The organism is Candidatus Zymogenaceae bacterium (assembly GCA_016931225.1).
Classification (GTDB): Bacteria; Desulfobacterota; Zymogenia; order Zymogenales; family Zymogenaceae; genus JAFGFE01.
The window spans coordinates 98365-113310 of record JAFGFE010000020.1; the positions used below are offsets into that span (position 1 = coordinate 98365).

The 14946-nt window shown below is 55.9% G+C and carries 15 protein-coding genes; 3 read left to right on the forward strand and 12 right to left on the reverse strand.

The window, feature by feature from the left end; all coding sequences use genetic code 11:
• Positions 1–11 precede the first annotated feature (11 nt).
• The 3 genes from JW885_09295 to JW885_09305 are packed head-to-tail and all read right to left on the reverse strand — an operon-like array spanning position 12 to position 1714.
• Complete coding sequence (locus tag JW885_09295) at positions 12–1232, reverse strand: terminase family protein (GenBank protein ID MBN1882355.1); 1221 nt, start codon at positions 1230–1232, stop codon at positions 12–14.
• The gene (locus JW885_09300) at positions 1201–1503 is read right to left on the reverse strand and encodes a hypothetical protein (GenBank protein ID MBN1882356.1); all 303 of its coding nucleotides are present in this window, start codon (positions 1501–1503) and stop codon (positions 1201–1203) included. The genes JW885_09295 and JW885_09300 overlap by 32 nt, the downstream gene beginning before the upstream one ends.
• On the reverse strand, positions 1484–1714 hold the full coding sequence (locus JW885_09305; GenBank protein MBN1882357.1) for a hypothetical protein: 231 nt from the start codon (positions 1712–1714) through the stop codon (positions 1484–1486). The genes JW885_09300 and JW885_09305 overlap by 20 nt, the downstream gene beginning before the upstream one ends.
• A gap of 209 nt (positions 1715–1923) precedes the next feature.
• Here JW885_09305 and gltX point away from each other — a divergent pair, with 209 nt between their 5' ends.
• Positions 1924–3336 carry a glutamate--tRNA ligase gene (gltX, locus tag JW885_09310; protein ID MBN1882358.1) on the forward strand — a complete coding sequence of 471 codons (1413 nt, stop codon included), beginning with the start codon at positions 1924–1926 and terminating at the stop codon, positions 3334–3336.
• 58 nt (positions 3337–3394) lie between these two features.
• On the opposite strand, the gene JW885_09315 is transcribed toward gltX, so the two are convergent.
• The 5 genes from JW885_09315 to JW885_09335 form a co-directional block, all read right to left on the reverse strand.
• The gene (locus JW885_09315) at positions 3395–3676 is read right to left on the reverse strand and encodes a DUF427 domain-containing protein (GenBank protein ID MBN1882359.1); all 282 of its coding nucleotides are present in this window, start codon (positions 3674–3676) and stop codon (positions 3395–3397) included.
• A 174-nt stretch (positions 3677–3850) separates the two neighbouring features.
• Entirely contained in the window at positions 3851–5092 is a 1242-nt protein-coding gene (locus JW885_09320) for a DUF401 family protein (protein MBN1882360.1), read from the reverse strand.
• A gap of 1 nt (position 5093) precedes the next feature.
• Positions 5094–6470 (reverse strand): CoA-binding protein, encoded by a 1377-nt coding sequence (locus tag JW885_09325; protein MBN1882361.1) that lies wholly within the window; start codon positions 6468–6470, stop codon positions 5094–5096.
• A gap of 311 nt (positions 6471–6781) precedes the next feature.
• Positions 6782–9283 carry a hypothetical protein gene (locus JW885_09330; protein MBN1882362.1) on the reverse strand — a complete coding sequence of 834 codons (2502 nt, stop codon included), beginning with the start codon at positions 9281–9283 and terminating at the stop codon, positions 6782–6784.
• Positions 9284–9287: 4 nt separating this feature from the next.
• Positions 9288–9734: a universal stress protein gene (locus tag JW885_09335; GenBank protein ID MBN1882363.1), complete on the reverse strand. Its 447-nt coding sequence runs from the start codon at positions 9732–9734 to the stop codon at positions 9288–9290.
• Between the two features lie 154 nt (positions 9735–9888).
• Between JW885_09335 and JW885_09340 the strand changes: the two genes are divergently transcribed.
• Both JW885_09340 and JW885_09345 read left to right on the forward strand, forming a co-directional pair.
• A complete protein-coding gene (locus JW885_09340; GenBank protein MBN1882364.1) occupies positions 9889–11109 on the forward strand; it encodes a SpoIID/LytB domain-containing protein in 1221 nt (406 codons plus the stop codon).
• 28 nt (positions 11110–11137) lie between these two features.
• Positions 11138–11683: a GNAT family N-acetyltransferase gene (locus JW885_09345; protein MBN1882365.1), complete on the forward strand. Its 546-nt coding sequence runs from the start codon at positions 11138–11140 to the stop codon at positions 11681–11683.
• A gap of 54 nt (positions 11684–11737) precedes the next feature.
• Here JW885_09345 and JW885_09350 read toward each other — a convergent pair whose 3' ends face one another.
• From JW885_09350 to JW885_09365, 4 genes are all read right to left on the reverse strand, one after another.
• A complete protein-coding gene (locus JW885_09350) occupies positions 11738–12265 on the reverse strand; it encodes a hypothetical protein (protein ID MBN1882366.1) in 528 nt (175 codons plus the stop codon).
• Between the two features lie 12 nt (positions 12266–12277).
• The gene (locus JW885_09355; protein ID MBN1882367.1) at positions 12278–13396 is read right to left on the reverse strand and encodes a hypothetical protein; all 1119 of its coding nucleotides are present in this window, start codon (positions 13394–13396) and stop codon (positions 12278–12280) included.
• Positions 13374–14606 carry an LCP family protein gene (locus JW885_09360; GenBank protein ID MBN1882368.1) on the reverse strand — a complete coding sequence of 411 codons (1233 nt, stop codon included), beginning with the start codon at positions 14604–14606 and terminating at the stop codon, positions 13374–13376. The genes JW885_09355 and JW885_09360 overlap by 23 nt, the downstream gene beginning before the upstream one ends.
• Before the next feature lie 65 nt (positions 14607–14671).
• On the reverse strand, positions 14672–14926 hold the full coding sequence (locus tag JW885_09365; GenBank protein MBN1882369.1) for a hypothetical protein: 255 nt from the start codon (positions 14924–14926) through the stop codon (positions 14672–14674).
• Positions 14927–14946 lie beyond the last annotated feature (20 nt).

The following is a 14946-nucleotide window of genomic DNA, read 5'->3' on the forward strand; positions in this document are numbered from 1 at the left end:
CTAATTCGTTCTCAGAATCCGATATGTTCAAAATCCGCCCCGGAAATCCGCCCGCCCCGCATCCCCCACCACGCGAGTCCCAGGGCGATCACGCAGTCATCATGGCCGCCGGGGGGCGCCCCATAGCGCACACCCCCGCCTGTGGTAATGCTTCCCTCAAAAAGCATGAGCTCATCGATCAATTCCGGGATCGGCGCGAGCGTGATGTGTCCCCCCTCCAGACCCAGCGCCAGGTGCTCGATGATCGCCTCCTTGTTCCTGGCCGAAAAGGTAACCCCCCTCACGGTCAGGTCCATTCTCCTCAGATCCTCGAAGATCGGGTCGCCGACGCCGGTGGAGTCCATCCACACGATCGCGTTGTGATATTTTTTCACCGCCCCCGCCACCCGGCTCTTCATCACGCCCCAGCTCGTCCTCCTGAAGCGATCAAAATAGACGAGGGCTCCCTCATCGTCCAATATCACCAGCACCGTGTAATCCTGCAGGCGGGCCACATCCAGACCGCCGATGTATCTTCTCCCGGGTGATGGATCGGCGAGATTGGCCCGCACGGCGTCATGCACGTGTGAAAACACCCCGGCGCCGTCTTCCACAAACCGAGCCTGGTATTCCTGGCGAAACACCCGGTCGGGAAGCGTCCTCTGGGCTTCTTCGATCTCGTCTTTCGAGATGTTCGGGTTGCTCTCGGTGGGAAAACAAAACGACGCCCAGTTTTCTTCTTTGTTGTCCCGCCCCCGGGCGAAAAGGCCGTAAAACCAGTTTTTGCCCTTGGGAGTTCCCACCAACAGCGCCCTTCCGTGCCGATCGGCCAAAGTGGGACGCAGCACCTCCTCCCAGAGCCCTCGGGGAAGAAAGGCGGTCTCATCCACGACCAGGAAATCTACGCCGAAACCCCTCAATGTGTCGGCGAGATGTGCGCTCCTGAACTCGATAATCGAGCCGTTCGCCAGGACGATCCGGCGATTTTCCCTACTGATTGTCTTCACAACGTCACCGGAGAGACCGTTCCTCACCAAGTCGAACGCGATGGAACTCTGCCGATACACCGGCGCCACCCAGAAGGAAAGTGACCCCGGCTCCTCCCAGGCGTGTTTAACAATCTCCGCGGTGGAGGCGACGGTTTTGCCCCAGCGTCTGCCGCAGGCCGCCACCCGAAACCGCGCCCGGGACGCATGAAGCACCTGCTGGCCCGGATGGGGCTTATATATCTTCAGGATCCTTCGTTGTATCATCGACGAATCGTGCCTCGTACACAATCTCTGTCAAATCTTCATCTCCATCGGAGGCATTGAAATGCTGTCTGTATTTCAAAAACAACTCCTGGTGCTTCACGCTCCCTCCCTTCGCCTCCCGAATGATGGCATCGAGCACATCCCGGGTCCAATCAGTACCACCCTTTTTGTGTGTCGGGGATGTCTGTTTCCCTGTATGTTTCGATTTGGAGGGGAGATCATGTTCCCCGCCGGTGTGCGTATTCTTTTTATCAGTGGACCGGATCGTCATGAAGCCTCCTGCCGAGTTCTGACACGATCTGGCTCAGGTGATAGGCGATATCCGACTGGCTCACCCCCAAGCGTTCTCCGATCCACTCCTGGGTGTATCCCCTACGGTACATCAACCAAACCCACAGATCCGTATCATCCAGCTGCATAAGGGCGCGCTCGTAATCGATGGCGAAATTCAGGGTAGTCGCGGACAAACCGTCTGAGTGCATGTCTCCTCCCGTGTGGTTCCGTAAGATCTCAATTGTACTTGCATCGGATATTGATTATGAATTATATAAATATATTTGAACATCTTTATTTCGAACCTCTCCGGTTGACAAAAGGCCCGTGCTGTGTTAATACCCCTGAGGGAAAAAGAAGAAGGCTTCGTTCACCAGGTATTTCACATACAACACGACACTCGGCAACAGAGGTATTCATGGAAACAGTACGTGTCAGATTCGCCCCCAGCCCGACGGGACACCTGCATATAGGCGGCGCCCGCACATCTCTTTTCAACTGGCTCTACGCCCGCCGTATGGGGGGGACGTTCATCTTGCGCATTGAGGATACGGACAGAGAGCGCTCCCGGGATGAATATACCGAGGCGATTCTGGACAGCCTCACCTGGCTCGGGATGGACTGGGATGAAGGACCTTTTTACCAAAGTCAGAGGGACGATTGCTACCAAGAGGCGATAGGCAGGCTGCTTTCCGAAAAAAAGGCGTATCGATGCTACTGCACCCCCGAGGAGCTGGAGGAAAAAAGGGATGCGGCGATGAAGCGGGGAGAAAAGCCGAAATACGACGGCACCTGCCGGGGGAAGGACCTCCCCCATCGGGAGGAGCCCTACGTGGTGCGGTTTCACTCGCCGGAAAGCGGCGTCACCGAGTTCACGGACCTGATTAAGGGGAAGATCATCTTCGAAAACCGCGAGCTTGACGACCTCATCATCAGGAGATCCGACGGCTCTCCCACCTATAACTTCACCGTCGTGGTGGACGACACCGACATGAACATCACCCATGTCATTCGGGGAGACGACCACATCAACAATACCCCCCGACAGATACTCATATTCCAGGCCCTGGGATACACCGTTCCCGCCTTCGCCCATGTACCGATGATCTTCGGCTCTGATCACAAAAAACTCTCTAAGCGTCACGGCGCACTTTCCACCACGGAATATCGACAGATGGGCTACCTCCCGGAGGCCCTGGTGAATTACCTGGTTCGGCTGGGTTGGAGCCACGGCGATCAGGAGATTTTCAGCATCGAGGAGTTGAAAGAGGCATTCACCGTGGAGGACGTGGGAAAATCAGCGGGCGTCTTCAACCCGGAAAAGCTGGAGTGGCTCAACGGCCATTACATCCGCCAGGCGGATCCGACCCGTATCGCCCGTGATATCGTCCCGATCCTCTCCGACCGGGGATACGAGGGGCTCGATGCCGCGTGGCTCGCCCGGGCCGTCGAAACCCTCCAGGAGCGGGCGAAAACCCTGGTCGAGATGGCGGACATGGGGGATTTTTACTTTACGGACGGGGTCACCTACGACGAAAAGGGCGCGGACAAATTCCTGAAGGCGTCTGTCACCGCACCTCTGCAGGAGATCAAGGGCGAGCTTTCGGCCCTTTCAGACTGGAGCGCCGCGAATATTGAATCGGCGTTCAATCGTGTGCTGGAGCGCTTTGATCTGAAGCTGGGAAAGATCGCCCAACCGCTCAGGGTGGCCCTCACCGGCACCACCGTCAGCCCCGGGATATACGAGATCATCGATGTCCTGGGAAGGAAACGGGTGACCGAACGGATCGATCGGGCGCTTGAATATATCTCATCGAAGGGCGAAGCGTAACACGTAAAAACGGGCGGCATCCGCCGCCCGTTTTTACCGCCCCTCATTCAGGGGTATTCTACTTGACAATCCCCACATCCCCAGAGAAGGCAACGTAATCTTTAATAGGCCTCGCCTCCTGTTTCGGATCGGGATAGTACCAGGCCCCGTCCTCATGCATTCCGCCGCCCGCCTCTATGGTGTAATAGTACGCTTCTCCCTTCCAGAGACAGGTCGTGCGCCTGTCGCTCTCTTTAAGGTATTGCCGGTTGATGGAATCGGGAGGGAAATAGTGAATGCCCTCTACCACTATCGTTTTATCGCTCTCTGCGAGCAGTGTATCGTTCCATATCGCTTTCACGGCATGCGTCCTTCCCGGCGCACGGGAAACATCGTCCCCCGTACGCTCTCACTCGATGGTTTTCTTGCGTACCATATGAAATAGGATAATCACGACTGTGCGGGAATGCAAGCCCGCACAGACCGAAGAAAGAGCGGTCCCCCCAGGTTTGCGGAAGAAAACCGCGGGCATGTCTTAGAAAAAAACGTTGAGCACAAGATATGCAGCCACCGCCACAAGCAGCATCGCCGCCACCGGCTTGATGATCTCGCGGTAGACGGCGCCGAGATCGGCATGGAAGTATTCCGTCGTCAGCACCAGGCAGAGGTGCACCGGGGACAGCAGCACACCCGCATATCCTCCCGCATACGCCAACATGAATGCCACCATCGGGAACTCTGCCGCATCGAAAAACGGCATGAGGATGGGAAAGGTAATGCCGACATACGCCATGGTCATGCCCGTGGAAATGCCGATGACGAAGGGGAGAACCATCAACACCAGCAATGTCGGAATCCCCAGCCGATTCATGTCCATCGCGATTTCCGTAACGGCGTCGGTGACCTCCAGGACCTCCTTGAAAATCAATATCCCCATCACGAGGGTTACAAATTTCCACGAGAAATTGGTCTTAATGATCTCCCAGACTTCGGCGATGCCGATTCGATAGAGCAGGGCCGAAAAGAAGAAGACGATCAAAAGGCTCGTCACCAGTATCAGGAGGGACGGGATGATCGACTCCGTTTTGAAGATCAATACCGCCGATATGACGACAATCAGCGGCATGGCGCTCGCAATGAAGTCTGTCGCAAGCTTCCGGGTGACTTTTCCGTCGCCGTCGGTTTTTTTATATTTTATCCCTTTCAGACCGAAATAGAGTCCTCCGGCGATGGCCGCGAATGAGAGCGGCATGTTCGCCACCGCCACATCGGTGAAAGTGATGCCAAGGATGGCGGCGGAAAAGATGACGCCGGGATACGTGGGGAAAATATACTCCCAGAGGTGTCGGAACCAGTAATTGAGAAATGTCTTCCTGGACGCGTTTAATTTAAGCTCGTCCGATGCCTCCTCTACCATCGGCGCGGAGATCATCGCACCGCCGATAATCGGCAACAGGCCGATCATGGCCGGCACCAGCGTTACCACGCCCCTGGGATCCCCCAGCATGGTGCGAAGTGACGACACCATCGTCTTGATTCTGCCCGCCCGCTTCATCAACTCGCTCAGATTGATGATCATCATCACGGCGATCAGGATCAGAACCGCCATGGGACTGATCACGGTCCTTCCGAAGATGAGGGCGATATCTACCGGATTCGTCCAGTAGAGCACGGAAAGTAAAAGCGCCGAAAAGGCAAGCGACAGACCCAGGTCGAATTTTCGCCTGATGAGAAGAATCAACACCAGGGCGATGAGTGAAAATTTCAGGATGCCCATATCACGTAACACCCGGTGTGCGAAGGGACGCCAACACCTTCGCCGCCTGGGAAAGCTGCCGAAAGACCGGGATACCCGCGGCCCGCATGGTCCCCTCGAATGTTTCAAACAGGGACGGGAAGCCGAACACCCAGGAGACGATCGGCTTTTTTGTCTCCTTCATGGCCCGGGTGAAGATATCCACTTTCTGGGTTTGAACGAAGGGAGATGCGAAGGGAAGCAGGAGTACCGCATCGATGTTCGGGTCCCGCATCACCACCGGGACCACCAGCTCGAAGGCCTCATTGATGCCCCGAATCTCCATTGTGGGCCACAGATCCACCGGGTTCTTCGGAGGCATCCAGGGGGGAAATATCTCCTGGAGGGCCGATATAGTTTCCGGAGCCAGATCCGGCACTTCAAGGTCCCAGTCGCTCAAAAGGTCGGTCGATACGATTCCGCCGCCGCCGGTCACGGTGATCACCGCCACCCGCCGCCCGCCGGCGGGAACCGGAAGGGTGGCCAGGGCCTGACCCACGTGTATCATCTCCATGAAATCACACACACGAATCACCCCCGATTGGGCGAGGGCGCCGGCTACCAGCGGCTCATTCCCCGCCAGTGACCCGGTATGGGAAAGCGCCGCCGCCCGAGATTGTTCGGTGCGGCCCGCCTTGAGGAGCACCAGATGCTTCTTCCCGGAGAGCTTTCTGGCGATCTCCATGAACTCCCTTCCCCGGGAGATTGATTCCAGGTACATGAGAATCACCCTCGTGTCGTCCTCTTCGGCCAGGAACTTCAGGATATCGACCTCGTCGATATCCATCTTGTTCCCGATGGCCGCCACCTTGTCGATGCCGAAGTACTCTCCGTCAAGCATCTGGACGAGGAATCCGCCTGCCAGCATGCCGCTCTGAGCGATGACGCTCACAGGGCCGGGGATGAGCTTTTCGTTGAGATCCGGTGCCGGCATGAAGGGGGCGAAAAAGAAATCCCGGGCGCTGACGGAACCGGTGCAATTGGGGCCCCACACCCGGATGTCGTGTTTCTTCGCGATTGCGAGGACTTTTTGGGCCAGCGCTTCGCCGTCCGCCCCTACTTCCGCGAAGCCGGCGGCCTGAATCTGTATTCTCCGTATGCCCAGTTCAGCGCATTCCGTCACCGTCGACGGAACGAGACCCGCCGGGATGAAGAGTATCACCAGCTCCACCGCCTCCGGAAGGTCCGATACCGACCGGTAGCAGGTATGCCCGCCTATTTCATCATAGTTCGGATTGACCGGATAGACCCGGCCGCCGTAGTAGGTTTTCAGGTTATTGAAAATGTGATAGCCGCCCTTAACCGAATTCGCCGTCGCACCAACCACCGCCACGCTCTCGGGTCGAAAGAAACTCTGCATGAGAAGATAACCTGCCGCATGAGACCAAAAAAGACTTTATTATACTACATGCTGAGAGAAAATTAAAGTACTGTCCTATATATGACTCCTATTTTTTTGCTACGCCGCCTTCCGGGTCACTCAGACGCTTTCTAAAATCGAAAGAAGCCGTTCCCGAATGGGGGAATGAACGGTCGGGTGAGTCAGGCCGAAGCCGTGACTTAAGAGGCACATACGCCGAAAACGCACCCGAAAAAATCCATCTCTGGGGCCGACCGACAGAGGATATCTCCGTCAACCCGCCGAACAAAAAGCGGGTATTCGACGACCTGTTAGGTTTTATCGTCGCCCGTATACGATTGAGCGCTCCCCGGTTCTCTTTCGAGAAATCGCAGGGGATCGACCATTCCCCCATCGAAGAGTATATCGGCCAGAATCCTCACGATGGGAAGATCCACCTTGTAGCGCTCGGATAGGACCAATGCGGCCCGCACCGCCTGGTACCCTTCCACGTTCTTCTTCGCCCGGCGAAACTGGGCCAGCGCCCCGGCAACGCCGGTCTTCGTGAGGGATCTGCCGAACTGACTGTTTCGGCCCCCCCGGGCGGTGGCCAAAAAATCCGCCATCCACGCCTGTCCGGTGGATCCGAAGGTCTCATCCCTCGCCCCCATCGCCCGGCCCAATCGCCCCACCTCCCTGGATATCCGTGTCACCAGGGCGGCGGTGAAATTCACCGATGAGTCCTTGGCTCCGTCGCATATGCCGTAGGCGATGGCGTATACGTTTTTCATGGCCGCGGCGAGCTGCACGCCGGTCACGTCGTTGCTGGTATCCACCAAAAACAGCGGCGTCTCAAAAAGCCCCACCAGGGTATCGAGGACATCGATATCCTCCGCGGCGATCTGGGTGACGGTGAGCTTTCCCTCCATTATCTCGCTGGCGAGGTTCGCCCCGGAGAGCACCGCCAGCCGGACGTTTCGTCTGCCCAGCCGCTCCGTCTCCTCCCACGCCATCTCCACAGGCAAAAGCGCCGTTTCAGCCTCGAAGCCTTTGGTGGCGATCAACAGGATAAGGGCCCCCTCGTGCTCCCGGAGTACGCCGCGAACCGCCGCTCGAAAATGATGACTGGGCGTGGCGATGATCACCACGTCGGCGTCCCGCACAGCCGCCGCCAGGTCCGTCTCCACGTGCACAACTCGGGGGAGAATGCTTCCCTCGAAAAAGTCCGGGTGACTCCTGGTCTCGCTGATGGCCTCCATCAACCTTTCCCTGGCATCATAGAGGATCAGCCCGTAATCAACAAATTGAGGATGTTCTTCAAATTTTCTTCCCAGGTGTGCCGTGAGGGTGTAGCCGAAGGCCCCGGCGTTGACCATCGTAATATTGTAGCGGGCCTTCGCCGCATACACACGGACGTCCGCCTGGTTGGCGTAAAAACGGCCAAGCCGAATATCCCGCACCCAATATCTTCTGGGTGGCCAGGGGCTTTTCCCGACGATTTTCCTCTTCACGAGAGGTTCCAACTCCATCGTGAGGTTCCGGGCCATGTCCCCCTGAAAGGCGTTGTCGAAGCTGGGAGATTGATGATAGTACCTTTGACAGAACTCATCGATGCGGACCTGTTTCCGCCCGACCTCGGAGGCAAGCTCCTTCATCGTCCGGGGTCCGCCTCGAAGCAGCTCCCCCACCGCCACGTGAACCGGGAATATCCGTTTGTTGACGGCGATATCCTCCATTACCCGGCGGACGATTTTCCGCTCGAACGCCGGGCGATCGCCCGCAGGCGTTTGGAGCTCCCCGGCCAAAAACGGCTCCCCCGGGACCACATATGCCCTGCCGAAAACGCCGGTCACCGATTCCAGGAGGGCCTGAAAAAGTCGATCGCCATAGTCTCGGCCGAACCGGAGATACTCACGCACGGGAACAGCCACCCCGCGGTCCCGGGGAGTCAAAATCCCCATCAGCGGTGAGCGGTATACCAGCGATCGATCTTCGGGTACCCGAAAATAGGACGCCGAAAGGGGCACCACCAGAACATCCCGCCCGCATGACATGAGGGCTGTGAGAATCCACTCCGGTATGGTCGCCCGGAGGGTGCCGTCTATGCTCCTGGTGGTATACCGGGACGCCTCGGCATGGACTACCAGGGACGCCCCCTGGTTCATGATCGCAGCGGCGTATCGGGCCAGTATCTCCTCATATTCCTCCCTGTGTGCGCTCCACAACAGATCTTTTGTAATTTTTATACACATCAGCCGCTTGAGGGCGTCCTCAACCCCCGGCGTGGGCATCAACAGGTTGCCGATCGCCGAACAGGGAAGCGAAAGACCCATGACGTCAAGGTAGACGGCGATGGCGAGACTGTCCAGGTGGGAATGATAGTTGGGGAGATAGAGGACCGGGCCGTCGAAACCGGCGATTCTATCGATGCGGGACGCCTCCCGCTCGGTGCGTTCGGAGAAGGGGATTTTGATGTCACGGTGGGTGAAGATATGGCGGGAAATGAACGCACCGGCGATGCGACAGCGACGGTGAAACCCCTTGTCGTACCGACAGGCGGTATCGGCCAGGATATCCCGGGCGGAGAACCCACCCGTACCTGATCTGTGGCTCGTCGGACGAGGGAATACCGTGTCCGGCAGGTCTTCCAGCGCCTCGCGATACGCCGCGTCCAGCATACAACGAGTACGCTTGGCTGCGGCTTCGTCAAAGGGGGAAAGCACGGCGCTATGGGCCGAATAACCTGGCGTCGCCTCGATACGCCGGAAAAACGGCTCCAGGGATGAGGCCACAAACCGCTTCAGAAAAAGATTGACGACCCGGGAAGGGCTCATACGATCACTGGACCACCAACACGGGGCACTCGGCCAGGTGAATGACCCTGTTTGCCACACTGCCGATCAGGCCCCTGGTCCTGCCGCCGTCCTTTGGCCTGCCGTGGGTCCCCATGACGATTAGATCGATCTTTTTCTTCTTCGCATACGTGACGATTTCATCCGAGGGGAATCCATCCTTAATAACCTCAACCATGCTGACGCCGGCCTCTTTCGCCTGGTCTTTGATGTCATAGAAATACTTTCTGCCGTCCCGCTTGATGCTCTCCTGGAATTCCTTCACATCGCCCTTTCCGGTGCTACGCAGAGCGTCCACCACCAGCTCGGACACCACGAACAGCGTATGCAGCTCTGCGTCGAATCGCTTGGCGATTCCCACCGCGGTAGTCGCCGCCCGACTGGAACAGCTCGATCCATCCACCGCTACCAGAATCTTCTTGTAATCGATCATGACACCTCCCCGATGAGTGGTTTTCATGCTCATGATATACAAGATGAGCAAAACGTCAAGTCAAATATCAAGACGTCACGGGATATATCAGGTATATCTTGCGAAAAGAAACCTTTTCGGGTACAAATAGAGGCATGACTATGAGAATTGTTATATGATCAGCAGAGCTCACTGCCGTCGTTTTCGGATGCTCGCGACCGTCGTTTGTGTCCTCCTTTTCCTTCCGGTTCCCCGCGTCCGGGCCGATGAGATACTACTCACCGTCCACATCCTCGAAAAACATGTGTGTGATCGATTCACCCTCTCTTCCGCTGAAGGTCTGAACATAACCACCGGCTCAACCGTCACACCATCATCCGGTTCCGTCACCATCTCTTCAACCTCGGAGGGACTTATCTTGACAATGGATGATAGAACGACCATCATTCCGAGCGGGCGGGCTATATTCACTCCCCTCGCCCCCGAAATGCCCATCACCGTATTCATCAAGGAGTCTTCCCTCACCCGCTCCTACCGGGGGGATATCACCGTTACCTGTAACGAAGCGGGACCGATCATCATCAACAGGGTATCTCTTTCCGACTATCTGGCTTCGGTTGTCGCAGGCGAGATGGGGGGAATTGACGAGGAGGCGTTGATGGCCCAAGCCATTATCTCCCGAACCTGGGTTTTGACCCACATGAAGAGTCACGAAACCGCCGACCTGTGCGACCTGACCCACTGCCAGAGCTACAGCGGGGCGGATGAGGAAACCCCCGCCGCGGTCCGCGCGATAAAGAAGACCGAAGGGCTGATCGTAACATACGGAGGGGAGCCGGCGACGGTATTCTACCACGCCTGTGCCGGTGGTATGACCACCTCCCCGAAATACGTCTGGGGCGGCCCGGATATTCCGTATCTTGTACCCGTTTCGGAAGTCTACCGGGGTCGCGATCTTTCGGCGGGAAGCCCCCATCGATCATGGGAATGGCGAGTGGACCAAGATGAGCTGCTCGACATGCTGTCTGCATCATTCGGGGGTGCATATCGCTCCGTCTCCATTTCCGAGCGGGATCCATCAAACCGGGCGATGAGGATACTTCTATCGGGGGATGAGAACCGCACCGTATCCGGAGAGGAGCTTCGCATCGCAGTGGGAAGGGAATATGGATGGGGTTGCCTTAAAAGCACCCTTTTCGACCTTACGATCAACGGTGGCGAGTATGTCTTTTCCGGCAAGGGATTAGGGCACGGTGTGGGATTGAGCCAGTGGGGGGCGATGGAGCTTGCACGATCCGGCTTTACCGCAGAGGAGATCGTGCTCTTCTACTTTCCGAACACGGAGATCATCCCGCTCTCCGACTTCCCCGATCCGGCGCCGGGGTCAAACCGATGAACCGAATCGTTCCAGAGAAGGAATCGTAATGAACGACATCACGGATGGATCCAAATTTTCCATACGCCCTGCGGATGAACGGGATGTTGGGGTGCTCACGAATATCATCCGCCGGTCATTCGCCCCGGTGGCGATACGATTCGAGATCACCCGCCGAACCTGCCCCACACACCCGTCCTTCTGCACAGACCGCTGGATAGAAGAAGACATGGCCGACGGGGACAGCTATTTAATGCTTGTTCGGGACGAAATCCCCACAGGCTGCGTGGGTGTAAAACGGGGAAAGGAGGCGGGCATCTGCTACCTGACCCGGCTTGCGGTCATGCCGAACGCGCAGCATCGCGGCGGGGGGAGCGCACTCATCCAACAAGCCCTGGATGAGGCGAAACAGCGAGGGGCGAAAACGGCTCAGGTCGGCATCATCGCCGACGACACACGTCTGGAGGCCTGGTATCGGCGGCGGGGATTCGTCGTCTCATCACACGCCCGATTCATGCACCTCCCCTTCCGTGTCACGTTTCTGACACGAAACCTGGACTCCTCGATCATCGAAAACGACTCCTTAGAATTCTGATTACTCTTTCAAATCCGCATCATCGTGAGGTGTCGGGACGGGCTCAGTTGTCTTTCATTCCCGCTTCGATTCGATCTCGATCACCCAGCGAATCTGGGTATGGGAGTAGTAGATACCGTGGTAGGCAAGAAAATATTCCTGGACGTATCCAGCAAGCTCGGTGACCGTCGGATCGATGCCTTGATCGTAATAGAACTCCGCCATAGCCCGGGATATTTCCCAGATCTGGTCAACTTCGTCGCCTCTCAGGCCGATATGTTCGTAATCGAATTCATCATCCAGGGGAACATCGAGACCCCGGTAGTGGGAGCCGGGATCGGAAAATTGCACCTCTGATATGAATTCGCCGGGGTAGGAATAGAGGGTAAAGGTATCGTCGCCTTTTATCTTGAAATAGAGCCAGTTCCCCTCCCAGTAACAATCCCCGCCGATGATAAGAACACCGTCGGCGGTTTCGATGATGCAATCGCCGCCGAAGAGATTCGACACAGGACAAAAAAGAGCGAACAACAGTATTATGAACGGCAGAAATGTCTTTTTTGTTATTTTCACTGCGTTGCGGGATGTGAAACATTCATTCACGCCGATTTCCGCTTACTCCTCCGCTTCGTACACATCGGTCTGTTTCATGGCATCACTCAGATATGACTGCACCAACTTCTTGGGAGCGAGAAAGATGGAGCCGTCGGGTATCGGCTCGTTATAGGCCGATAGATCCGTGGAGACGAATTCATCAAATTTCTCAGGGTCCACCGGATAGAATGGGCGTAGGATCGCCTCGAACCCGTAATCGAACTCCTCGTCCATCAAAAGGGAAAAGGGTTTAAAATAGGCGTGGCGCTCGAACTGCTCGGCGAAAAGCGGATCGTCCCCTCCTTGAACACAGAAGAGGATATGGCTGATGTAGTGCCGGGGATAATTGGTCTGGTTATACAACCCGACCACGATGTCCCCCTCCCGAGGGATGTAGCCGAAGCTCCCCACCATCGGCAGCCGAACGCGAATGGGAAGCTCATCCTTGTTCTCGACCCAGAAATTGAAGCCGTCAAGCCCCGTCTCCTCGTCGTACTTCATGGCCACCACCCAGCGCTTATCATACATGCGCTCGAAGGCGATCCATGAAAACTCCGCGTAGTTGAGGCTCATGTAGTCGAAGAAGGAGTAGAAATCCCGTTTGAGGGTCTGCTTCATGGCAACGGAGAGGCTCCCCGCCCGCTTCATGGTCACATCACCCCTTTTCACCGCGGTGAAGACCTTCCCATAATAGAGCATTTCCATCGGATTTGCATACCCGAATTCCCCCGACAGGTGATAGATCCACTTATAATAGTTGAGTTGAAGCCCCCCCAGGCAATTCGGCTTCTCGTCGTCGGTGTCCAGTATCTCAAAATCCCGGGGCTCAAACTCATCCCAGAATGACGTGCGGTAGAAGGGAAAATCGATCCCCATCGTATCGAAGGGAAGGCTTGCATGATTTATGATATCGGCCCCGACGTAGGGATTCGCCGCCTCTCCCACATTCAGGCCGTAGCGAAGGAGTTCATCCTCCACCAGTGAATTGTCCACCCTCCCGATACCATCCAGCGAAACACACCCGGAAAGCAAAAACAGGAGCGCGATCAGAATGAGAACCGAATCCACGATACGACGAAAGCACGTCGGCGGATGAGCGGCGATAGATGATGTGATACTATGGTGTCGTCGAACCAGCATACAGTTTCTCCTCACAGGCGGTGATCATCTCGCCCACACGTTCCTTGTATTCGGTGTTTATGAGGTCCAGCGACCGTTCGTTCATAAAAGACTGGGCAATGGCCCGGGCGTTGTCATATTCTCCCAGGTTAAAATATGCCTGATATAACAGCTCCATGAACTCGAAGTGGAGTCGTTCCGAGAGCTGATCGCTATTCACCTGATACCACAGGTGTTGCTCATATTTTGTGAGGTTTTTTGAGATAATCGTCCGATCGTCTTTCCCCAGATATCGCGTGTAATACCCGATAATACCCGCCAGATACTGGGACATGGGCGGCTCATCGCTCTCCTCACTCTCCTCGATATCCTTCATGGCCTCCTCGCACTCCTCAAGCCGCTTTTTCTGTTCCTTGAGCACAGTATCGATCGTGTCCGGTGTAATGACGACGTCCGTGACAAGGCTCTCGTAGTCGGCGGGCTTCATCTTCAACTTCATTTCGGTAATGCCGTTTTCCAGATAGAGATCCGATATCTGTACCATCACCTCGAACGGCATGTCCGTCTCGACGATTTCACTGGCGACGAACAAGAGCGCCCGACCCAAGGTGGGATATTCCTTGAAGTGGGGATAGTTGCGCATAATCTCGTTGGCCATGAACAATGCCTGGTTGTGTGACCGTTGGGGATCGCCGATGCCGTATGCCTTCCGGGAACGAAGCACCTGCAGTGTCTTTTCGCCGTCATATCCGAGCTTTTCAAACAGGGCCTCCGCCTCGGAAAAACCGACGATGACGTAATAATCGACCACGAGATCCAGATATTCCTCAACGGATTCTATGGTCAATTCCCTTCCGCCCACGGAATAGGTTTCGGCGATTATCTCCTTTCCCTCGGCGATCTTTTCGCTCATGGTACCCCGGGGTATCGAGGTGATGACGATACGCCCTTCATAGGGATACAGCGTAAAGCAATGGATGGCGTCGGCCCGCCTGTGGGTTTGGCCCCTGCGGCCGTCAAGGCCCAGCACAAGGATATCAACTTTTTCCCGGACCGGGGGAAGCTCGGGGAGAAAGATAAGTTTTTCCAACAGGTCGTGATAGTAGATAATCGTATCCTTCCAGTCCTCGAACCAACTCCCCGCCCGGGCCTCGAGTGGTGTGACCAGAATGATGGACAGGGCGATGATAAGTAACATCGCCCTGTGGATATGTGGCGTGATTTTTTTCATTTCACACTGTTTTACTGTAGTATGTTATTGTATCTTAAACTCTGAAATGTTGTCAAACAAAATTATTAAACACTTTTAATACGCATAGTCCTACCTGTAGGTACGCCACTGATTCGTTTTTTGAAGTACACATCAATTTTTTTTATGCGGTGACTGATTGCCGACTGTGTCAAGCCCAATCTGTCGGCAATCCACGTCTGGTTCATGCCGCGGCGATACATCAGCCATATCCATAAATCAACATCAGGCAACTCTTCAAGGGCTTTCTCGTACATGTGGAAATATCTGTTCGTGGGCAGATAGCATTCAGGATTGAACATGATGAGTCTCCTTTTTAGTT